Source organism: Plantibacter sp. RU18, from assembly GCF_050613355.1.
Taxonomy (GTDB): Bacteria; Actinomycetota; Actinomycetes; order Actinomycetales; family Microbacteriaceae; genus Plantibacter.
Genome location: NZ_CP159618.1, coordinates 2,460,297 through 2,480,564, shown reverse-complemented (window position 1 = coordinate 2,480,564; position 20,268 = coordinate 2,460,297). Strand labels below are relative to the sequence as shown.

The 20,268-nt window shown below is 67.2% G+C and carries 18 protein-coding genes; 10 read left to right on the top strand and 8 right to left on the bottom strand.

The window, feature by feature from the left end; all coding sequences use genetic code 11:
• Window positions 1–22: 22 nt before the first annotated feature.
• Window positions 23–1,150: a septation protein SepH gene (sepH, locus tag ABMA10_RS11935; protein WP_347868854.1), complete on the bottom strand. Its 1,128-nt coding sequence runs from the start codon at window positions 1,148–1,150 to the stop codon at window positions 23–25.
• Window positions 1,151–1,349: 199 nt separating this feature from the next.
• On the opposite strand from sepH, the gene ABMA10_RS11930 reads away from it, so the two are divergent.
• Complete coding sequence (locus ABMA10_RS11930) at window positions 1,350–1,643, top strand: DUF4193 domain-containing protein (RefSeq protein ID WP_056005937.1); 294 nt, start codon at window positions 1,350–1,352, stop codon at window positions 1,641–1,643.
• Between the two features lie 96 nt (window positions 1,644–1,739).
• Here the strand turns inward: ABMA10_RS11930 and ABMA10_RS11925 are convergent, their stop codons facing one another.
• Window positions 1,740–2,186, bottom strand: a complete 447-nt coding sequence (locus tag ABMA10_RS11925) for a DUF3093 domain-containing protein (RefSeq protein ID WP_347868853.1) — start codon at window positions 2,184–2,186, stop codon at window positions 1,740–1,742.
• 38 nt (window positions 2,187–2,224) lie between these two features.
• Between ABMA10_RS11925 and dut the strand changes: the two genes are divergently transcribed.
• The 7 genes from dut (at window position 2,225) to ABMA10_RS11890 (ending at window position 10,729) form a co-directional block, all read left to right on the top strand.
• A complete protein-coding gene (gene dut / locus ABMA10_RS11920; RefSeq protein ID WP_347868852.1) occupies window positions 2,225–2,710 on the top strand; it encodes a dUTP diphosphatase in 486 nt (161 codons plus the stop codon).
• Complete coding sequence (locus ABMA10_RS11915; RefSeq protein ID WP_347868851.1) at window positions 2,707–3,327, top strand: DUF3710 domain-containing protein; 621 nt, start codon at window positions 2,707–2,709, stop codon at window positions 3,325–3,327. Before dut ends, ABMA10_RS11915 begins: the two co-directional genes overlap by 4 nt.
• 3 nt (window positions 3,328–3,330) lie before the next feature.
• A complete protein-coding gene (locus tag ABMA10_RS11910; RefSeq protein WP_347868850.1) occupies window positions 3,331–4,107 on the top strand; it encodes a DUF3159 domain-containing protein in 777 nt (258 codons plus the stop codon).
• A gap of 246 nt (window positions 4,108–4,353) precedes the next feature.
• A complete protein-coding gene (locus tag ABMA10_RS11905; RefSeq protein WP_347868849.1) occupies window positions 4,354–7,191 on the top strand; it encodes an aconitate hydratase in 2,838 nt (945 codons plus the stop codon).
• 160 nt (window positions 7,192–7,351) lie between these two features.
• Window positions 7,352–9,328 (top strand): 1-deoxy-D-xylulose-5-phosphate synthase, encoded by a 1,977-nt coding sequence (dxs, locus tag ABMA10_RS11900; protein ID WP_347868848.1) that lies wholly within the window; start codon window positions 7,352–7,354, stop codon window positions 9,326–9,328.
• Window positions 9,329–9,371: 43 nt separating this feature from the next.
• Entirely contained in the window at window positions 9,372–9,755 is a 384-nt protein-coding gene (locus ABMA10_RS11895; RefSeq protein ID WP_347868847.1) for a MerR family transcriptional regulator, read from the top strand.
• The gene (locus ABMA10_RS11890) at window positions 9,752–10,729 is read left to right on the top strand and encodes an aldo/keto reductase (protein WP_347868846.1); all 978 of its coding nucleotides are present in this window, start codon (window positions 9,752–9,754) and stop codon (window positions 10,727–10,729) included. The genes ABMA10_RS11895 and ABMA10_RS11890 overlap by 4 nt, the downstream gene beginning before the upstream one ends.
• 296 nt (window positions 10,730–11,025) lie before the next feature.
• Here ABMA10_RS11890 and ABMA10_RS11885 read toward each other — a convergent pair whose 3' ends face one another.
• From ABMA10_RS11885 to ABMA10_RS11870, 4 genes are all read right to left on the bottom strand, one after another.
• The gene (locus tag ABMA10_RS11885) at window positions 11,026–13,167 is read right to left on the bottom strand and encodes a 3-hydroxyacyl-CoA dehydrogenase NAD-binding domain-containing protein (RefSeq protein ID WP_431030576.1); all 2,142 of its coding nucleotides are present in this window, start codon (window positions 13,165–13,167) and stop codon (window positions 11,026–11,028) included.
• Window positions 13,168–14,373 (bottom strand): thiolase family protein, encoded by a 1,206-nt coding sequence (locus ABMA10_RS11880; protein WP_347868844.1) that lies wholly within the window; start codon window positions 14,371–14,373, stop codon window positions 13,168–13,170. It lies immediately after the preceding gene.
• 74 nt (window positions 14,374–14,447) lie between these two features.
• Window positions 14,448–15,632 (bottom strand): HRDC domain-containing protein, encoded by a 1,185-nt coding sequence (locus ABMA10_RS11875; RefSeq protein ID WP_347868869.1) that lies wholly within the window; start codon window positions 15,630–15,632, stop codon window positions 14,448–14,450.
• 64 nt (window positions 15,633–15,696) lie between these two features.
• The gene (locus ABMA10_RS11870; protein WP_347868843.1) at window positions 15,697–16,293 is read right to left on the bottom strand and encodes a DUF3000 domain-containing protein; all 597 of its coding nucleotides are present in this window, start codon (window positions 16,291–16,293) and stop codon (window positions 15,697–15,699) included.
• Window positions 16,294–16,318: 25 nt separating this feature from the next.
• On the opposite strand from ABMA10_RS11870, the gene ABMA10_RS11865 reads away from it, so the two are divergent.
• A complete protein-coding gene (locus ABMA10_RS11865) occupies window positions 16,319–17,536 on the top strand; it encodes an alpha/beta hydrolase family protein (RefSeq protein ID WP_347868842.1) in 1,218 nt (405 codons plus the stop codon).
• Window positions 17,537–17,546: 10 nt separating this feature from the next.
• On the opposite strand, the gene ABMA10_RS11860 is transcribed toward ABMA10_RS11865, so the two are convergent.
• Both ABMA10_RS11860 and ABMA10_RS11855 read right to left on the bottom strand, forming a co-directional pair.
• Window positions 17,547–17,981: a SufE family protein gene (locus ABMA10_RS11860; RefSeq protein ID WP_347868841.1), complete on the bottom strand. Its 435-nt coding sequence runs from the start codon at window positions 17,979–17,981 to the stop codon at window positions 17,547–17,549.
• Window positions 17,982–18,065: 84 nt separating this feature from the next.
• Window positions 18,066–18,968, bottom strand: a complete 903-nt coding sequence (locus tag ABMA10_RS11855) for a sulfurtransferase (RefSeq protein WP_347868840.1) — start codon at window positions 18,966–18,968, stop codon at window positions 18,066–18,068.
• A gap of 155 nt (window positions 18,969–19,123) precedes the next feature.
• Between ABMA10_RS11855 and zapE the strand changes: the two genes are divergently transcribed.
• Window positions 19,124–20,164, top strand: a complete 1,041-nt coding sequence (gene zapE, locus ABMA10_RS11850; RefSeq protein WP_347868839.1) for a cell division protein ZapE — start codon at window positions 19,124–19,126, stop codon at window positions 20,162–20,164.
• Window positions 20,165–20,268 lie beyond the last annotated feature (104 nt).

Below are 20,268 nucleotides of genomic sequence, written 5' to 3'. Positions count from 1 at the left end.
GGCTGTCAGGGCGCGGGCCGAATCACACCGGGTCGTCGTCGGACTTCGCCCCGAACACGATCTCGTCCCACGAGGGCATCGACGCACGACCCTTCCGCGCCTTCGCGCTTGCGGAGACGGTGCCGTCCGGCACGGACGGCTCATCGTCGTGCTGTCTGCGCCGCTGTTGCGCCGCTTCGAACTCGCCGGTGTCGAACACGGCGAGCGGTGTCTGGATGTCGGGGACGGCTGCCGGCGCCGGCGGCTGTTCGGCAGGTTCGGGCTCCGTCGGAGCCGCTTCGCGTTCGCCACGGCGCTTCCGCAGCGCCTCCAGCAGGTCCGCCGTCTGGTTGTGTTGTTCCGGGCTCGCGGCCTCGCGATTGATCGCGGCCTGGGTGGCCGCCTTCGAGGACGGTGCACGACCGAACCCGGTGTCCGCCGCGAACGGCAGCGGGTCGATCGGCCGCGTCTCAGCGAGGCGCGGTGCTTCTGGCTGAGGGTCGGCGGAGCCGCGCTCGAGGGAGAATGCGCCGCTGTCGAAGCGCGACGTGTCGGGGGAGTCGTCGGGGTCGACGGCGCGCAGCCGGGGGATCAGCGCAGCGGGAAGGTCCCCCTGGCGGGAGAGCGTCGTCGCTTCGGTACCGATCGGCGTGAGAGCGAGCTTCTTGGGTTCGAACGCCCATCGGGCATCGTGGTCGACGCGGTCGGCCGTGAAGGCGAGCTTCACGATCCAGCCACCTTCCGGTTCCTTCCAGCTCGTCCAGCGCTCGCCGCTCGCACCCAGCTTCTCGAGGCGCGCGCGGATCACGTTGCCGAACGTCGCCTCCATGTCGTCAGCCGAGGTGTCGGTCGTGGGGAGGACGGCGACGCCGAGGGCCGTGCCGACGATGTGTTCGCGCTCGGCGATGACGGGACCCTCGAACCGTTGGACGTACTCGAGCGAGGCTCCGGTCACGGCGGCTACATCCTCGGCGGAGAGTCCACCGCGGATATGCGCCTGCACTTCGCGAGGACTGATCTTCGCGGCGCCAGCGATGGGAGCACCGGCCGGCTTGGCACGGCGCAGATGGACATGGAAAGCATCGTCGACGATGAGGCGGTACTCCTCCTCGTTCCGATCTGCAACGATCAGAGCTCCGAGCTCCGCTCCGACTACCTTCAATTCCTGCATGATGAATGCCTCTCAGCGCGCCACGTGATTGACCCACGTTCTCACGGATCACCTGCCGATCCGGGGAATAGACCGGGCGTGCCGTCAGTTGCATGGGAAGGTTCCGCACACCCTCCCGAACACGGTTTGCAATTCATGCGGAACTGATGCAAACTGTGCCCGCCGATTTTGTTCCGACGGCAACGAGAAGTGGATAGGCATGGCAACTGATTACGACGCTCCCCGCAAGACCGACGACGATTCCGAGTCGATCGAGGCCCTGAAGGAGCGCGTTCCAGACAAGCTGTCCGGAGTCGTCGACTCTGAGGACGCCGACAACCCCGGCGACTACAACCTCGGTGGCTCCGACCTCTCGGACCTCGACCTCGACGTGGTCGTCCTCCCGCCTCAGGCGGACGAGTTCACCTGCATGGAGTGCTTCCTCGTGAAGCACCGCTCGCAGCTCGACCACGAAGGCAAGTTCGGCCCGATCTGCGCAGAATGCGCAGCCTGACGATCTCCTGAGCATCGCTCACCGAAGAACCCCCTCCGGATGTATCCGGAGGGGTTCTTCGTTTCTCAGGCGAGCACGCTCGCTCGCGCTGCCGTCTCAGACGGCGGCGCGAGCAGCGGCGATCGCACTCGCGAGCTCGTGCGGACGACGCGACGACAGCAACCAGTAGGGCGTCGGGTCGGCCGGATCCGCGATCTCGACCTTGACGAGGGTGTGTACCCAGCCGCGGATCATCAGCCAGGCTCGGGCATCGAGCTTCGTCCGCAACTGCGGGGTGGCGTCCGCCCCTTCGTAGACGACGACCTCGCCGATCAGCTCCAGTGGGATCGACGCCTTGCCTGCGGCGAGTCGTCCGTTCGCGACCTCGATGCGCGGCGCGCTGCCGAACGCGAACGCCAGGCAGCCTCCGTAGAGCACGACGGCCCCGATGATGCCTGCCGCCAGCGAGACCGGTGCGAGCACCAGCATGGTCGCGGGCACCACGAGGGCGAGGGCGATGACGACCCAGGGGCTGGGCCAGAGTGTTTCACGGTACGGCTGCATGTCTGCCTTGTCTCAGAGAACTGCATTACCCTCGATTCGTGACCGAAAGCGTTGACGTACTCATTATCGCGCCGGATCTCCCCGGCTATGCACACCCCGGCGACGCCGGAGCAGATCTGGTGTCCTCCGAGCACCTCGTCCTCGAGCCCGGAGCACGGGCGCTCGTCGGCACGGGAGTCTCCATCGCGCTCCCCGACGGCTACGCCGCATTCGTCGTCCCGCGGAGCGGCCTCGCAGCCAAGCACGGCATCACGGTGGTGAACTCCCCGGGTACCGTCGACGCCGGATACCGTGGCGAGATCAAAGTCACGCTCCTGAACACCGACCACGACACGCCGTTCACCGTCGCCCCCGGCGATCGCATCGCCCAGCTCATCGTCATGCCGGTCGCCCGCGCCAACTTCATCCCGGTCGAGCGGCTACCCGGCAGCGCGAGGGGAGCCGGTGGATTCGGTTCCACCGGCGTCGGTTCCCAGCCCGAGGCCATGACAGACCACACCATCCAGACAGGAACACTCGCATGAGCGAACTCGAAGACCTCCCAGATCTCGACATCGACGCGGAACTGCCGGACGACGAGAAGTCCGCGCCGGAGGACCGCGAGACCGCCGGCCCGTTCGACGAGAGCGAAGCCAACCCGGTGCGCCCCTACATCGATCTCGGAGGCGTGAAGGTGCTCCCTCGCGAGGGGTTGAACCTGCGGCTCGAGGTCGAGGAGGCGACGAAGCGCGTCGTCGCCGTCGGTCTCGACTACGCGGGCTCGACACTGCAGGTCCAGCCGTTCGCCGCGCCACGCTCGACCGGCCTCTGGAACGAGACGCGCGCACAGATCGCCGAGCAGATCGCCCAGCAGGGCGGCACCGTCACCGAGCGTGAGGGCGAGTTCGGCCCTGAGCTCGTCGCCGAGGTTCCCACCGGAGGTGCGAGTGGAACCGACGCCACCCACCTGGCGCGGTTCATCGGCGTCGACGGTCCCCGCTGGTTCCTGCGCGGCGTCGTCGCAGGGGAGGGCGCTTCGAAGCCTGATGCTGCAGCGCTCATCGACGACCTCTTCCGCAGCCTCGTCGTCGTCCGCGGCGGCACACCGATGCCCCCACGTGACCTCATCCCGCTGCGGATGCCCACGGCCACGAGCGCCTAGCCCATGACCGACGCACGAGGCCAGGAGCCGGTCCCCGGGGATGCAGCCCCGGTCCCGGACGCCCCCGCACCGGTGGAGGAATCGACGTCCGTCGGCGGCTCGATGAGCGCCGCCTTCGGTGCAGCCGCCCGCAGGTCTGGGCTCGGAGCGATGGCGGAGGGCGATGCCCCGACGGGCAAGGCACTCCTGACCGCGATGGGTGGCATCCGCGGCATCATCGAAGCCGTCCTGCCAGGCCTGCTGTTCCTCATCGTCTACACACTGACGCTCGATCTGCTCCCGTCGATCATCGCTCCGCTCGTGCTCGGCGTCATCTTCTCCATCGCGCGTCTCGCGCAGCGGCAGCCGGTCACGCAGGCTGTCGGCGGGCTGTTCGGTATCGCCCTGTCCGCTGTGCTCGCGTTGCTCTCCGGACGCGCCGAGGACTTCTACGTCGTCGGTTTCTGGACCAACGGCGGCTACGCGGCGGCACTGCTCGTGTCGGTCATCGTCGGTTGGCCGATCGTCGGACTCATCGCGGGCTACCTCATGGGTACCGGGACGAGCTGGCGGACGCACCCGGGGCAGCGTCGGGCCATGCGCTGGCTCACGCTCGTCTGGGTCGCGATGTTCGCCGCGCGGCTGATCGTGCAGCTCCCGCTCTATTTCAGCGGCAACGTCGAGATGCTGGGAACGCTCCGCCTGCTCATGGGCGTCCCGCTGTACGCTCCGTTGCTCGTCCTCAGTTGGCTGGTCGTGCGTGCGGTCTTCCCGAAGCAGCAGCAGACCGAGCCCGCCTGATCCGTCGTGTCGAGAGCCCGGAGCGGTGCCTGAGGGCGCCCGCGCCGGGCTCTCGGCATGTCGGGGTGGCGCTGTCCGCGGTGGTAGAATTGTCTCGACATCAAGATACATGCGCCTCATCGAGATGACACGTGGCCTTCGAGCCTGTAGTTAGGCAAGCCTTGCTAGCCGCGGAGCACCCGCCCGCAGCAAGATTGGTCCGAACGCACGTGAGAATCCGCCGGCGCCAATGAAGGAGAAGACGTTATGTCCACCGTGAACAGCTTCGGGGCGAAAGACACCCTGACTGTCGGGACGACCGACTACGAGATCTATCGCATCGACACGGTGGAGGGCCACGAGAAGCTGCCGTTCAGCCTGAAGGTCCTGCTCGAGAACCTGCTTCGCACCGAGGATGGTGCGAACATCACCGAGTCGCACATCCGGGCCATCGGCGGATGGGTCCCGACGGCAGACCCCGACACCGAGATCCAGTTCACGCCGGCGCGCGTCATCATGCAGGACTTCACCGGCGTGCCCTGCATCGTCGACCTGGCCACCATGCGCGAGGCCGTCGAGGCACTCGGCGGCTCCGCCGACAAGATCAACCCGCTCGCTCCCGCCGAGATGGTCATCGACCACTCCGTCATCGCCGACCTCTTCGGAAGCGAGAACGCCCTCGAGCGCAACGTCGAGCTCGAGTACGAGCGCAACGGCGAGCGCTACCAGTTCCTCCGCTGGGGACAGACCGCCTTCGACGACTTCAAGGTCGTCCCGCCGGGAACCGGCATCGTCCACCAGGTCAACATCGAGTACCTCGCGCGCGTCACCATGACGCGCGAGGTTCCGTCGGGTGAGTCCGGCGGAACAGTGCTCCGCGCATACCCCGACACCTGTGTCGGCACCGACTCGCACACGACGATGGTCAACGGCCTCGGCGTGCTCGGCTGGGGCGTCGGCGGCATCGAGGCCGAGGCCGCCATGCTCGGCCAGCCCGTGTCGATGCTCATCCCGAAGGTCGTCGGCTTCAAGCTCATCGGCTCGATCCCGACCGGCGTCACCGCCACCGACGTCGTCCTCACGATCACGCAGATCCTCCGCAAGCACGGCGTGGTCGGCAAGTTCGTCGAGTTCTACGGAGCCGGCGTCGCCGAGGTGCCGCTCGCGAACCGCGCGACCATCGGCAACATGAGCCCCGAGTTCGGCTCGACCGCAGCGATGTTCCCGATCGACGACGTCACGCTCGACTACCTGCGCCTGACTGGCCGCAGCGAGGAGCAGATCGCCCTCGTCGAGGCCTATTCCAAGGCGCAGAAGCTCTGGCACGATCCCGACACCGAGCCGGTCTTCAGCGAATACCTCGAGCTCGACCTCGCCACCGTGGTGCCGTCCATCGCCGGACCGAAGCGCCCGCAGGACCGCATCGAGCTGAGCGACGCGAAGGGGCAGTTCGAGCGCGACCTGAACGATTACGCGACCGTCGAGCACGACATCGTCGACCTCGTCGGCGCCGGATCGTTCCCCGCCTCGGATCCGGCCGGCACCACGCCGCAAGACGAGGACGAGAACAACCACCACCACCACACGCACCGGAGCCACGCGCCCAGCACGCTGTCGAAGCCGACGCAGGTCCGGCTCGAAGAGGGCGGCATCGACTTCACGCTCGACCACGGCGCGGTCGCCATCGCCGCCATCACCTCGTGCACGAACACCTCGAACCCCTCGGTCATGCTCGCGGCAGGCCTGCTGGCTCGCAACGCCAGCAAGAAGGGTCTCAAGGCCAAGCCGTGGGTCAAGACCACCCTGGCTCCCGGCTCCAAGGTCGTCACCGACTACTACGAGAAGGCCGGTCTCACCGAGTACCTCGAAGACCTCGGCTTCTACACCGTCGGGTACGGCTGCACGACCTGTATCGGTAACTCCGGTCCGCTCCTCGACGAGATCTCCGCCGCTGTGCAGGAGAACGACCTCGCGGTCACCGCGGTGCTCTCCGGCAACCGCAACTTCGAGGGCCGCATCAACCCCGACGTCAAGATGAACTACCTCGCCAGCCCGCCGCTGGTCATCGCGTACGCGTTGGCCGGGTCGATGAACTTCGACTTCGAGGTCGACTCACTCGGGCTCGACGCCGACGGCAACGACATCTTCCTGAAGGACATCTGGCCTGACGCCGCCGAGGTGCAGGAGACGATCGACACCTCGATCGACAAGCACATGTTCGACCACGAGTACAGCGGCGTGTTCGACGGCGATGAGCGCTGGCGCTCGCTCCAGACGCCCGAGGGCTCGACCTTCGAGTGGGACGAACAGTCCACCTACGTGCGGAAGCCCCCGTACTTCGACGGCATGACCATGGAGACCACGCCGGTCTCGGACATCGTCGGCGCGCGTGTCCTTGCGAAGCTCGGCGACTCGGTCACGACCGACCACATCAGCCCGGCCGGCAACATCAAGGCCGACTCGCCGGCTGGCCGGTACCTCGACGAGCACGGCGTCGGTCGGAAGGACTACAACTCCTACGGCTCGCGTCGCGGCAACCACGAGGTCATGATCCGCGGCACCTTCGCGAACATCCGCCTGAAGAACCAGCTGCTCGACGGTGTGGAGGGCGGCTACACCCGCGACTTCACCCAGGCAGATGCTCCGCAGTCGTTCATCTACGACGCCTCGCAGAACTACCAGGCCGCCGGTACGCCGCTCGTCATCTTCGGTGGCAAGGAGTACGGTTCCGGTTCCTCGCGTGACTGGGCGGCGAAGGGCACCAGCCTTCTCGGCGTCAAGGCGGTCATCACGGAGAGCTTCGAGCGGATCCACCGCTCGAACCTCATCGGCATGGGCGTCGTTCCCCTGCAGTTCCCGGCGGGCGAGAGCTGGGCGTCGCTCGGTCTCGATGGCACCGAGATCGTCTCGATCAGCGGACTCGAAGCGCTCAACGCAGGCACGACGCCGAAGACCGTCCACGTGACGGCGGTCCCGAGCGAGCACTCCGCAGCGGGCAAGGAGACCGTCGAATTCGATGCGGTCGTGCGGATCGACACTCCTGGTGAGGCGGACTACTACCGCAACGGCGGCATCCTGCAGTACGTGCTCCGGAGCCTCGTCTAAAGATCACCGGCCACCACACGGTGGCCTTAGCACTCGGCCGGTCCCAGCAGCAAGCGCTGGGGCCGGCCGACGTCGTACGCGGCCGTGTCGGGTCCCGACGCGTAGACTCGTCGGACGGCGCCGAGCAATCTGCGCCCGGCCACCGTGGAGGGACGACAGCATGACAATGCTCGAACAGGTGAACGGCCCACGGGACCTCGACGGCCTCGACGAGGCCCAACTCATCGAGCTGGCTGGCGACATCCGTGCGTTCCTCATCGCCAACGTGTCGAAGACCGGAGGGCACCTCGGCCCGAACCTCGGCGTCGTCGAGCTGACGATCGCCATGCACCGGGTCTTCGATTCGCCCAACGACCCGATCGTGTTCGACACCGGTCACCAGTCGTACGTGCACAAGCTCCTGACCGGCCGGCAGGACTTCGATGCGTTGCGGACGAGAGGCGGTCTCGCGGGCTACCCTCAGCGCTCGGAGTCCGAACACGACATCGTCGAGAGCTCTCACGCTTCGAGCTCGCTGAGCTGGGCCGACGGCATCTCGCGGGCCTTCCAGATGACCGGGCAGCACGACCGACATGTCGTGGCAGTCGTCGGAGACGGTGCGCTCACCGGCGGCATGACCTGGGAAGCGCTCAACAACATCAGCGACGACAACACGCGCCGGCTGATCATCATCGTGAACGACAACGGGCGCTCCTACGCGCCCACCATCGGCGGCATGGCACGGTTCCTGAGCAGCGTCAGGACCCGCCGCACCTACCGCGACCTGCGCGAACGGAGTCAGCGCGCGTTCAACCTGCTCGGAGCTCCGGGGCGCGCACTGTATCGCGGTGTGCGCGGCGGCACGCACGGGTTCCTGTCGCGGTTGACGAACAACGAGGCGCTGTACTCGAACCTCGACATCAAGTACATCGGCCCGGTCGACGGACACGATGTGCATGCCATGGAGGAGGCTCTCGCGCAGGCGAAGCACTTCGGAGCTCCGGTCATCGTGCACGCCATCACGGAGAAGGGTCGTGGCTTCCAGCCCGCCCGAGACGACGAAGCCGACCAGTTCCACGCGGTCGGCCGCATCGACCCCGAGACGGGCGAACCGGTCGGTTCCGTCGCTCAGCTCTCCTGGACGAGCGTCTTCAGCGAGGAGATGGTGGACATCGCCGATGCCGATGAGCGCGTCGTCGGGATCACGGCTGCGATGCTCCGACCGGTCGGGCTGCACGCGTTCGCCGAGAAGTACCCGGAGCGCGTACACGATGTCGGTATCGCAGAGCAGCACGCATTCACCTCGGCAGCAGGGCTCGCGTACGGAGGCCTCCACCCCGTCGTTGCGGTCTACGCCACGTTCGTGAACCGTGCCTTCGATCAGCTGCTGATGGACATCGCGCTGCATCGCGCGGGCGTCACCGTGGTCCTCGACCGCGCGGGCGTGACGGGCCCGGACGGCCCGAGCCACCACGGCATCTGGGATCTCGCAGTGCTGCAGGTTGTCCCCGGGATCCGCATCGCTGCACCACGTGACGGTGCCCGGCTCCGCGAAGAGCTTCGCGAAGCCGTCGCCATCGACGATGCGCCGACGGTGATCCGTTTCCCGAAGGGCAACGCACCCACTGAGCTGACAGCGCTCGAGCGACTCGCCGACGGCGTCGACGTGCTCCACGTGTCCGATCGTCAGGACGTCCTGATCGTCGCGGTCGGCCCGATGGCACCGATCGCTCTCGATGTCGCCGACCGTCTGGCGCAGCAGGGGATCGGTGCGACGGTGATCGACCCGCGTTGGGTGGTGCCGGTGGCCGACTCGGTCGTCAGCCTTGCCGCAGCACACCGTCTCGTCATCACCATCGAGGACGGCATTCGGGTGGGGGGCATCGGCACCCGCATTCGTCAGACGTTGCGCGAGGCCGGCGTCGACACCGCCGTCGACGAGCTCGGTGCACCCGACGAGTTCATCGGGCACGCATCGCGCGAGCAGATCCTCGAAGACGCCGGGCTCACCGCACAGCAGATCGCCCGGGATGTCGTGGCCCAGGTCCTCGGGAGCCGGATCCCGGTCGCGAGGCCGTTGCCCGGAGAACCTCCGCTGCACCCCGAGGATGCCGCGTCACCGGCACGGACGACCGGATCCGATCAGAGACTCGGCTGAACGCTCTTGACCTCGAGTGCGCTCGAAGTCGTATCGTGAGGCTATGACCACACACCATGAGGGCTACGCCATCTCCGATGTCGCGGTCCGCACCGGCCTGAGCGTCCACACGCTCAGGTACTACGAGCGTGTTGGGCTCATGCCATGGTCGATCGATCGCAGCACCTCGACGCACCGGCGCTACGCCGACGCCGACGTGAACTGGGTCGTCTTCCTCACCCGTTTGCGGGCGACGGGCATGTCCATTCAGACGCTCAAGGACTACACGGAGCTCGCCAAGCGCGGTGACGACACGACCGAGGCACGGCTCGAACTGCTGCTCCGGCACCGGATCGCCTTCCTGGCGAGGTTCGAGGAGATGCAGCGCTCGCTCGAGGTCATCGATCGGAAGATCGCACTCTACACAGAACAGGCGGCAACACGATGAAGCACATCACACTCGGCACCGGCGGTCCTGACATCGCTCGGATCGGCCTCGGCTGCATGGGCATGTCCGCGTTCTACACGGGCGCCGCGACGGACGACGCAGCGTCGACCGCAACGATCCACCGCGCACTCGATCTCGGGGTCACGTTCTTCGACACCGCGGAGATGTACGGGCCATACCTCAATGAGGAACTGCTCGGTACTGCGCTCGGCGCGAGGCGTGACGAGATCACCCTCGCGACGAAGTTCGGGACAATCCGCCACACGAGCGACGACCAGTACGGTTCCGATGGCAGTACTGCGAACGTGCGCCTGTCGATCGAGGGTTCGCTCAAGCGGCTCGGTACCGACGTCATCGATCTCTACTATCTGCACCGGGTGGACCCGGGGACTCCCATCGAGGAGACGGTGGGTGCCCTGGCAGAGCTCGTGACCGAGGGCAAGATCCGCCACATCGGGCTGTCGGAGGCTGCTCCGGAGACCATCCGACGTGCACACGCCGTGCACCCGATCACGGCACTGCAGACCGAGTACTCACTCTGGACCCGAGACCCCGAGGCGGAGATCCTGCCGACGGTCCGGGAGCTCGGGATCGGCTTCGTCCCGTACTCGCCGCTCGGTCGAGGATTCCTCACCGGCGCGATCCGCTCGCTGGACGAGCTCGACGAGGACGATTTCCGTCGGGCGAATCCGCGTTTCGCGGGGGAGAACCTTCGGACGAACATCGCGATCGTCGAGGAGGTGGATCGCGTCGCCGCCTCACTCGACGCGACTCCGGCCCAGGTCGCGCTCGCCTGGCTGCTCGCCCAGGGCGACGACATCGCTCCGATCCCCGGCACCAAGCGCATCGCGTATCTCGAGGAGAACCTCGGCGCCGACGCCCTCGTGCTCGACGAAGTCGCTCTCGCCGCCCTGGACGCACTCAGCGCGCCCGTCGGCGATCGGTATCCGGACATGAGCTCGGTCAACCGCTGAGCAGGGCACCTGAGCCCCAGCGGTGCTGACCGTCGTCGTGCGTGCTGGGGAGCTGACGCTTCATGTATCCTGATCGCGCTGTGGACGGTTCTACTGATGATCTGAAGCGTGGTCATCCGGGCTGTTGACGCCAGAGAGCTTCCTCGAGGCGGAACCTCCACGGAATGGAGTAACGCCGTATGCCCTCATCACTCTCGCACAGGATGCTGACACCACGGCGTCGGCCATCGGTACAGCAACGGCCGGCCACTGCGATCAGCAGTGACCGGCCGTTCGAGCTCGGGACGGGAGTGGCGCTAGGCCTGCACGCCTCGGATGGGCGGGTGATGGAAGGTGTCACCGAACGCTCGCTCGCTCGCGCCGACCCGATCCAGGTAGGGGGTCGCCCCGCCGTCCTGGAATGGCCAGCCGGCACCCAGGATCAAGCCGAGGTCGATATCCTCGGCTGCGGCCACGACGCCCTCGTCGAGCATGAGCTTGATCTCCGACGCCAGTCCGTCCTCGACACGACGGAGGATAGCCGCCTCCGTCAACGGTGAGTCACCGACGACGAGGACCTTCTGCGCCTGCTTCGTGAACCCGATCACCTTGCCGCCCTTGTCCTTCTCGACGACACTGTCCAGTGCGGCCAGCCGGTGCAGGTTCTCCGACGCGAAGAAGCGGTCGGGGAACTTGCCCACCATCGTATCCTGGACGTGGGCGGCGACCTTCCAACCGACGAGGTCGATCAGCTGGAACGGCGTCATCGGCAGACCGATCGGTGCGAATGCGCGTTCCACCGTGAGCACCGGGGTGCCGGCGTCGAGTGCGTGAGCGGCCTCGCCCATCACCTTTGCGAGGAGACGGTTGACGATGAAGCCCGGCGCGTCAGCGGTCAGGATCGCGCTCTTCTTCAGTTTCGCGGCTGTTGCGAACGCCGTCGCCAGCGTCGCGTCGTCGGTCGAGGGCGTCCGGACGACCTCGAGCAACGGCATGACCGCGACGGGGTTGAAGAAGTGGAATCCGACGAGCCGCTCCGGGTGGGCGAGCTTCGCTCCGATCTCCTCGACCGAGAGTGACGAGGTGTTGGTGGCGAGCACCGTCTCGTCCGAGACGTATTGCTCGACGTCGGCGAAGACGGTCTGCTTCACGCCGACCTCCTCGAACACCGCTTCGATGACCCAGTCGCAGTCGGCGAAGTCCGCCTTGTCGGTTGTGCCGGACAGCAGTGCCTTCAGACGGTTCGACTCGTCGGGGGAGATGCGTCCCTTGCCGAGCAGAGCGTCGATCTCGCCGCGGATGCGAGTCACGCCGGCGTCGACGTGCCCCTGATCGAGGTCCGTGATGACGACCGGTACCTGCAGACGGCGCAGGAAGAGCAGTGCGAACTGACTCGCCATGAGCCCTGCCCCGATGATCCCGACCTTGGTCACGCGGCGAGCGAGCTGTTTGTCCGGTGCACCGGCGGGCCGCTTGGCGCGCTTCTGCACGAGGTCGAACGCGTACATGCTCGCCTGGAACTGATCGCCGACGATCAGCTCCGACAGTGCTCGATCCTCGCGCTCGAAGCCCTGGGCCTTCGTCCCACTCTTCGCCGCTTCGAGCAGCTCGAGTGCTGCGTACGGCGACTTGGCGACCGTGCCGATCCGACTCTCGAGCATCTTCCGAGCCGTGTTGATCGCGAGCGGCCACTTGACCGTGCGCTCGATCTTGCCGGGGACGTTCTTCCGGTTCACGGTGACCGTGCCACCGACCACCCCGTCGGCCCAGCGGAGCGAGTCCTCGATGAAGTTCGCAGCCGGGAACATGACGTCCGCGATGCCGAAGGCCAGCGCATCCTGCGCCTTGAGCATGCGGTTGTTCTTCAGGGGGTTCGAGATGATGACGTTGAGAGCGTTCTCGATGCCGATCAGGTTCGGCAGCAGGTATGCGCCGCCCCAGCCTGGGATGAGCCCGAGGAAGACCTCGGGGAGCGCGATCGCCGGCACAGAGGCGTCGACGGTGCGGTAGTTCGCATTGAGGCCGATCTCGAGCCCACCGCCGAGCGCGAGCCCGTTGATGAAGACGAACGTCGGGACTCCGAGGTCTTCGAGTTTGCCGAAGACATAGTGACCGAGCTGCGCGAGCTTCGTCGCGACCTCGAGCGAGGGGATGTCGCCGACCTTGCTGAGGTCGGCACCGGCCGCGAGGATGAACGGCTTGCCGGTGATGGCGACACCGTCGATCTCACCCGCGGCGGCGCGGACCCGCTGCGCTTCGAGGACGCCGTCGAGTTCGAGCAGCGTCACCGGTCCCAGCGTGTTCGGGCGCGTGTGGTCGCGTCCGTTGTCGAGCGTGATGAGCGCGATGGTGCGCCCGCTGGCGAGCGTCGCGTCCTTCACGAAGGAGTGCGTGACGACCTCGTCGTCGCCGCTGATCGCGACGAGCTCGGAGAAGTCGATGGTCGTGTAGTCGGTCATCTACTTGCGCCCTTTCTTGCCGGTGAAGTATGGGTTCTCCCAGATCACAGAGCCGCCCTGGCCGAGGCCGACGCACATCGCGGTCAGTCCGTAGCGGACCTCGGGGTGTTCGGCGAACTGTGCTGCGAGCTGGATCATGAGGCGCACGCCGGACGCGGCGAGCGGGTGGCCGATGGCGATTGCACCGCCCCACGGGTTCACGCGCGGATCCTCATCGTCGATGCCGAAGTGGTCGAGGAACGACAGCACCTGGACGGCAAAGGCCTCGTTGAGCTCGAAGAGGCCGATGTCCTCGATCGTCAGGCCGGCCTTCCGCAGCGCCTTCTCCGTCGACGGGACCGGACCGATCCCCATGATCTCCGGCTCGACACCCGCGAAGGCGAAGCTGACCATCCGCATCTTGGGCGTGAGCCCCAGTTCCTTCGCGGATTCGGCGCTGGCCAGGAGGCTGACGGTCGCGCCGTCGGTGAGTGGCGACGCATTCCCTGCGGTGACACGGCCGTGCGGGCGGAACGGCGTCTTCAGGCCGGCGAGGCCCTCCATGGACGTCCCGGGGCGCAGCCCCTCGTCACCGGTCGCCAGGCCCCACCCGGATTCGCTGCGCAGCGCGACCGGCACGAGGTCGGGCTGGATTCGTCCTGCCTCGTACGCGGCAGCGACCTTCTGCTGGCTGCGCATACCGAAGCGGTCGGACCGTTCCTTCGTGAGCTGCGGGAAGCGGTCGTGGATGCGCTCCGCGGTCTTGCCCATGTTGAGGGCGTCTTCGCTGACGAGGCGCTCTGCCAGGAAACGCGGGTTCGGGTCGGCGTCGAGTCCCATCGGGTGACGGCCCATGTGCTCGACCCCTCCTGCGAGGACCAGGTCGTATGCACCGAAGGCGATGCCGCTGCCGAGCGTGGTGACCGAGGTCATCGCTCCAGCGCACATGCGGTCGATCGCGAAGCCCGGCACCGACTTCGGAAGACCGGCGAGTAGCGCTGCCGTGCGGCCGAGTGTGAGTCCCTGGTCGCCCTGCTGCGTGGTGGCCGCGATGGCGACCTCGTCGATGCGGTCGAGGGGGAGGCCCGGGTGTCGTTCCAGCAGACCGATGATCGCCTTGACGATCAGGTCGTCGGCTCGGGTGTTCCAGTACATGCCCTTCTCGCCGGCGCGTCCGAACGGTGTCCGGACTCCATCAACGAATACGACGTCGGCTTGTTCGGCCACGTTGCCTCCTCATTCTCGGGGTACGTCCCGATCCTAGGCGGCGAGCTCCGGCACCGGTCGGGGTGCAGGGCTTCCTACGAAGCGTCGGCTTCGGTCTCCTCGGTGGTTTGGGCGGACTCCACAAACGCATCGAAGATGGCCCGCGCGGTCGCATCGATCTGCCAGGGGCGCGCTTCGTGCTGCGAGAGCGCTTCGGAGACGGATTCGACGGTGAGCGGCTCGGGCGGAGTCCACGCGATCCGTCGCAGGGTCTCGGGCGTCAGGAGGTTCTCGACGGGCATCGTCAGGAACTCCGCCGTGGAGAGGATCCTGCTGCGAGCCGCGGCGTACCTCGCATGGGCGTCCGGGTTCTTGTCGATCCAGCTCCTCGGCGGCGGCAGCGTGTCGCTGCTCGGCCGGGCTCCGGGGAGCTCATCCGTCGTCTGACCGATCTGGATCGCGTTCCACCAGGTGTCGAGCTCGGTGCGACTTGCTCGTCCACGGAAGTCGGACATGCTCGCGAGATCCCGCTTCGTCGCCGGGTTCGCCTTCGCGGCAGCGGTGATCGAGGCATCGGGGATGAGCCGTCCGGGAGCGGTGTCGCGTTGCTGCGCGAGATCGTCGCGGGCGGACCACAGCTCTCGGGCGACTGCGAGGTTGCGCTGTCCCCGCACTGCATGCAGTCCGGAGAGTCGCCGCCAGGGTTCAGCTCGCGGCGCCTTCGCCTCGCGGTCGAGCGTGGCCTGGAACTCCTGACGTGCGATGTCCGTCTTCCCGGCCTCCTCGATCCGCTCGGCGAGCTGCTCTGCAGCATCGACGAGGAGTTCGACGTCGAGCGCCGCGTACTCCAGCCAGGATTCGGGTAGCGGTCTCGTCGACCAGTCGGCCGCCGAGTGCTCTTTCGCCAGGTGGATTCCGAGGAGCTCTTCGACCACCGCGCCCAGTCCGACGCGGGGGAGTCCGAGGAGGCGGGCGCCGAGCTCGGTGTCGAACAGTTCGCTCGGATCGACACCGACCTCGCGCAGGCAGGCGAGGTCCTGGCTCGCGGCATGCAGGATCGACCGCTCACCCTGGATGAGGTCCCCGAGCTCGGCCATCTGTCCGATCGCCGGTGGGTCGTAGAGGAAGACCCCGGCACCACGCCGGTAGACCTGGATCAGGTAGGCACGCTGCGAGTAGCGGTATCCGGAAGCGCGTTCCGCGTCCAGCGCGAAGGGTCCGTCGCCTCGAGCGAGCACGTCGAGGGACGCGAGATACGCCTCACGGGTGTCGGTGACGATCCGAGGTGCGGATGGAGCGGGTGGGGGGAGGAGCGGCCGTGCCGGCACGGAGTCAGCTGCGGAGTCACTCACGATGAGCTCGTTTGACGGACAACAGGGAGACCCCTTCGGTGGTCGGAGGCAGGCCGGCGAGCATGCACAGCAGCTCCCCCCATCCTTCCACGTGGGCTGCGACGTCGCTCTCCAACGGCGTCCAAGAGGCACGGAGCTCGATCTGTGCGCCGTCACCCTGACGCGCGAGTTCACCGAATCCGCTGGAGATGATCTTCGTCGCCGTGCCGGATGCCGCCTGATATTCGGCACCGCGTGCGTCGAGGGCGTCGACCAGCCATGACCAGGCGACCTCGGCGAGGAACGGGTCGAGCCCGATCTCGGTCTCGAGCGGGGCCTGGGCAAAGCAGACCACCCGGAAGCGTCCTCCCCAGGCCTCCGAGCCCGCGGGGTCGTAGAGGAGCACGAACCGCCCGGTGCCGAGCTCTGAATCGGCGTCGTGACGGCTCGGCGAGACGTCTGCCGCCAGGGCGATCGCATAGGGCGCCAGGTTGCTCGGGGCGGGGATCTCGGACACCCTGAGATCTGGTCGCACGGCTGCAGCACGAACAGCGTCCACCGCGCGGGCGAACTCTTCGGGAACCTTGGCCGTCGTCGGACTCTCTACCACGACTGAAGACTAGAGTTACATCCCGATGAATGCGCAGAGGCACGCCGGGCGGGGACACCGACCCGGATCGAGGGGAACGGCGTTCGCGGACGCGGCTGTCGTCGCCGGAGTCGGAGCTGCTGCACTCGGTGCGCTCGGTCTCGCGGTCATCGCGACGGTCGCCCGTAAGGTCGTCGTACCCGCCCGCGACCGACCGAGCGAGGCCCGCATCGTCGGCTTGGACCGGGAGGCTGGCACGGTCGAGCTCGTGGCGACTCCCGACACCGTCGTCCCAGGTCGCTACGGCAGCTGGGTCACGCGGCGCGCGGCGTACGTGCAGCTCGGCGACATCGTCGAACTGCGGGAGCGGACCGTCGTCCGTACACTGCTGGGCGGTGATGTCGATGCGCTCCGGGTCGGACAGGAGGCCGAGTTCAGCGGCTGGTTCTTCCGCCGACCGGAGGAACTCGGTCTGCCCTCGGAGGATGTCGTCGTCCCGACGCCGCTCGGCCCTGCCCCGGCATGGGCGATCCATCCTGAGTCCGGACCGTCGTCACGATGGGCGGTGCTCGTCCATGGGCGCGGAACGACCCGTTCGGAGGCGTTGCGAGCTGTCCCGAGCTTCAGGAACGCCGGGTACTCCTGCCTCCTCGTCTCCTACCGCAACGACGGGGATGCCCCGCCAGCACTCGACTTCCGATACTCGCTGGGCGACGAGGAATGGCGTGACGTGGACGCCGCGATCGGTTGGGTTCGGGAACAGGGCGCCGCGGACGTCGTCCTCATGGGCTGGTCGATGGGCGGCGCCATCGTCCTCCAGGCCTCCCGACGGACGAGCCACCCCGAACTGCTCCGAGCGGTCGCGCTCGACTCCCCGGTCATCGACTGGGTCGACGTCCTGCAGCACCACGCGAGGGAGAACCGCATCCCCGGCGTGGTCGGGCGGGTCGCACTCTTGGCGATCAGCCGTCGGTGGGGGAGACTGCTCACTGGCCAGGCGACGAGCATCGACCTCGCCCGGCTCGACTACGTCGCGAACGCCGCCGACCTCGCGCTGCCGATCCTGTTGATGCACAGCGACGACGACGGCTACGTGCCAGCGGGACCCTCCAGGGCTCTGGCCCTCGCGAGGCCGGACATCGTCACGTTCGTCCCGTTCACCGTCGCCAGGCACACGAAGCTTTGGAACTACGATCCCGAGCGGTGGACCGCTGCCGTGTCCGACTGGCTCGAGGAACTCGTCCCCTTACCTCCCGGGCACTGACCGTCGCGCGTCAGGCGAGCTCGCGCAGGCGACGTTTGGTACGACCGAGCAGGGCCGACATCCCTCGCAGTCGCAACGGCGAAACCGCTCTGGCGAGTCCGATCATCTGCGGGAAGTCGTCCGGCACCGCCAGGACCTCGTCAACGGTCAACCCGGCGAGTCCCTGGACGAGGATGCTCGCGAATCCGCGTGTGGTCGGAGCCTCGGCTGGTGCTGTCGCGAACAGGTGCACGATGCCGGCGTCGTCGACCTCGACGAAGAAGAACACGGGCGCCTGACACTCGAGCACCCGCTCCATCAGGTCCGGGTGGTCACGATAGCGCTCCGGCAGTTCTGGCAGCTCGTCACTGAACTCGAGCAGCAACTGCAACCGGGCGCGTTCCTCGATGGCGAGGAACTCGTCTCTGATCTCGGCAAGGTTCGGGGCGAGGGTGGCGTCAGTCATGATCACTCCAGTATCGCAGCCTGAAACGACTGACCGCCCTCGAGCACGAAGCACGAGGGCGGTCGGTCGGGGTGCGCTGCGCGATCAGCGCGCAGGAACCTCGCCGGGCTCGGCGCCCTGCACGATCGGAACACGCACAGCGCTGCCCCATTCGGTCCACGACCCGTCGTAGTTGCGGACGTTCTCGAACCCGAGCAGGTGCTGCAGGACGAACCAGGTGTGGCTCGACCGCTCGCCGATGCGGCAGTACGCGACAACCTCGTCGCCAGTGGCGAGGCCGGCGCCGTCGCGGTAGATCGCATCGAGTTCGTCCACGGGGCGGAAGGTGCCGTCCTCTGCGACCGCCTTGCCCCAGGGCACACTCTGCGCGCTCGGGATGTGCCCGGCACGCAGCGCCCCCTCCTCCGGGTAGGCCGGAGCCGTCGTGCGCTCACCGCTGTACTCCTCCGGGGAGCGTACGTCGATCAGCGGCTTGCCCAGATGCGCGAGCACATCCTCCTTGTAGGCGCGGAGTGCGGTGTCGTCACGTTCGACGACGGGGTAGTCGACCGGGAGCGACTCCGTGGCATCGCGCGTGATCGCTCGACCGTCCGCGATCCACTTGTCGCGACCACCGTCGAGGAGACGGACGTCCTCGTGTCCGAAGAGGCTGAAGACCCAGAGGGCGTACGCGGCCCACCAGTTGTTCTTGTCGCCGTAGATCACCACGGTGTCCTCACGGGAGATGCCCTTCGAACCGAGCAGCGCTGCGAACGCCGCGCCGTCGATGTAGTCGCGTTCGACCGGGTCGTTGAGGTCGGTGTGCCAGTCGACCTTCACGGAGCCCGGGATGTGCCCGGTCTCGTACAGGAGGACGTCCTCGTCGGACTCCACGACGACGAGACCGGGTTCACCCAGGTGCGCTTCGAGCCAGTCGGCGGTGACGAGCCGTTCCGGGTGGGCGTAGGCGGCGAACTTGGTCGAGGTCGAATCGGCGTCGACGGTCATGGGTACCTCCGATTGTGCAGCGGACTGCGATGGGACGTGGGTGGGTGCATCTAGGCTGGAAGCCTGTCCTTCGAATGTACGCGGTCCCGACCCGCGGTCCGCACCGTCGCGTCAGACTCCGTAATGCCGAGCCTTCCCCGAGCCAGAGGTGCCCTGTGACCACGCCTTCCGTCCCCGTCGGATTCTCGAGCCTCACCGACCGGGTCCCGACGGTCACCGGTGCGGAGATCGTCGCGAGCCTCACGCCACCCCGCCAGTTCCACGAGGCGAGCTTCGATTCCTACCGGCCCGATGCCGACTTCCCCGGTCAGGCAGCGGCCGTCGAGAAACTCCGAGGGTTCTTCGCACCGCAGGCCGGTGGCGGGGGCGGGTTCTTCGGTCGCAGGAAGCCCAAGGTGGAGCCGGCGAAGCCCGGGGTGTACCTCGACGGTGGGTTCGGTGTGGGGAAGACCCACCTTCTCGCCGCGCTCTGGCATGACGCCCCCGGCCGGAAGAAGTACTTCGGCACGTTCATCGAGTACACCGCCCTCGTGGGAGCCCTGGGTTACGTCGCGACAGTCGAACAGCTGAAGGGTGCATCCCTGATCTGCATCGATGAGTTCGAACTCGACGATCCCGGTGACACGATGATGATGACGCGGCTCCTCAGCGAACTCGTCGCGACCGGCACCAAGATCGCCGCGACCTCGAACACCCCGCCGAACGCGCTCGGCGAGGGGCGATTCGCCGCAGCCGACTTCCTGCGAGAGATCCACGCCATGAGCGCGAACTTCGAGACGCTGCGGATCGACGGCACGGACTACCGCCGCCGGAGCATCGAAGGACATGCCGTGGTCAGCAGCCCGGAGCAGCTCGACGAGCGGACGGCCGACGCAGCCGCAACCGGCGCGACCGTCACCCTCGACACGTTCGATGGACTCATCGCCCACCTCGCCACCGTGCACCCCTCGCGGTTCATCGGGCTACTCGAGGGAATCGACCTCATCGCCCTGCGCGACGTCCACGTCCTGACCGGCCAGAGCGAAGCGCTTCGCCTCGTCGCCTTCATCGACCGTGTCTACGACGCGCAGATCCCGGTGGTCACGTCGGGCACAGCGCTCGACGAGGTCTTCGGCGGCGACATGCTGAACGGCGGCTACCGAAAGAAGTATCTGCGCGCCATGTCGCGCATGATTGCGCTGACGTCGATGCCGTGACGCAGTCTTCGTGCGCCACGAAACACGCTATTTACCTGGGCGGCACTCGCGTAACACGCCGGAAACACGCTGACAGTCGGGTTGAAACCTCCATTCCCCAGACT

Coding starts and splice junctions, on each gene's coding strand:
- sepH (WP_347868854.1), bottom strand. CDS start 1,150: ATGCAGGAATTGAAGGTAGTCGGAGCGGAGCTCGGAGCTCTGATCGTT.
- ABMA10_RS11930 (WP_056005937.1), top strand. CDS start 1,350: ATGGCAACTGATTACGACGCTCCCCGCAAGACCGACGACGATTCCGAG.
- ABMA10_RS11925 (WP_347868853.1), bottom strand. CDS start 2,186: ATGCAGCCGTACCGTGAAACACTCTGGCCCAGCCCCTGGGTCGTCATC.
- ABMA10_RS11915 (WP_347868851.1), top strand. CDS start 2,707: ATGAGCGAACTCGAAGACCTCCCAGATCTCGACATCGACGCGGAACTG.
- ABMA10_RS11910 (WP_347868850.1), top strand. CDS start 3,331: ATGACCGACGCACGAGGCCAGGAGCCGGTCCCCGGGGATGCAGCCCCG.
- ABMA10_RS11905 (WP_347868849.1), top strand. CDS start 4,354: ATGTCCACCGTGAACAGCTTCGGGGCGAAAGACACCCTGACTGTCGGG.
- dxs (WP_347868848.1), top strand. CDS start 7,352: ATGACAATGCTCGAACAGGTGAACGGCCCACGGGACCTCGACGGCCTC.
- ABMA10_RS11895 (WP_347868847.1), top strand. CDS start 9,372: ATGACCACACACCATGAGGGCTACGCCATCTCCGATGTCGCGGTCCGC.
- ABMA10_RS11890 (WP_347868846.1), top strand. CDS start 9,752: ATGAAGCACATCACACTCGGCACCGGCGGTCCTGACATCGCTCGGATC.
- ABMA10_RS11885 (WP_431030576.1), bottom strand. CDS start 13,167: ATGACCGACTACACGACCATCGACTTCTCCGAGCTCGTCGCGATCAGC.
- ABMA10_RS11865 (WP_347868842.1), top strand. CDS start 16,319: ATGAATGCGCAGAGGCACGCCGGGCGGGGACACCGACCCGGATCGAGG.
- ABMA10_RS11860 (WP_347868841.1), bottom strand. CDS start 17,981: ATGACTGACGCCACCCTCGCCCCGAACCTTGCCGAGATCAGAGACGAG.
- ABMA10_RS11855 (WP_347868840.1), bottom strand. CDS start 18,968: ATGACCGTCGACGCCGATTCGACCTCGACCAAGTTCGCCGCCTACGCC.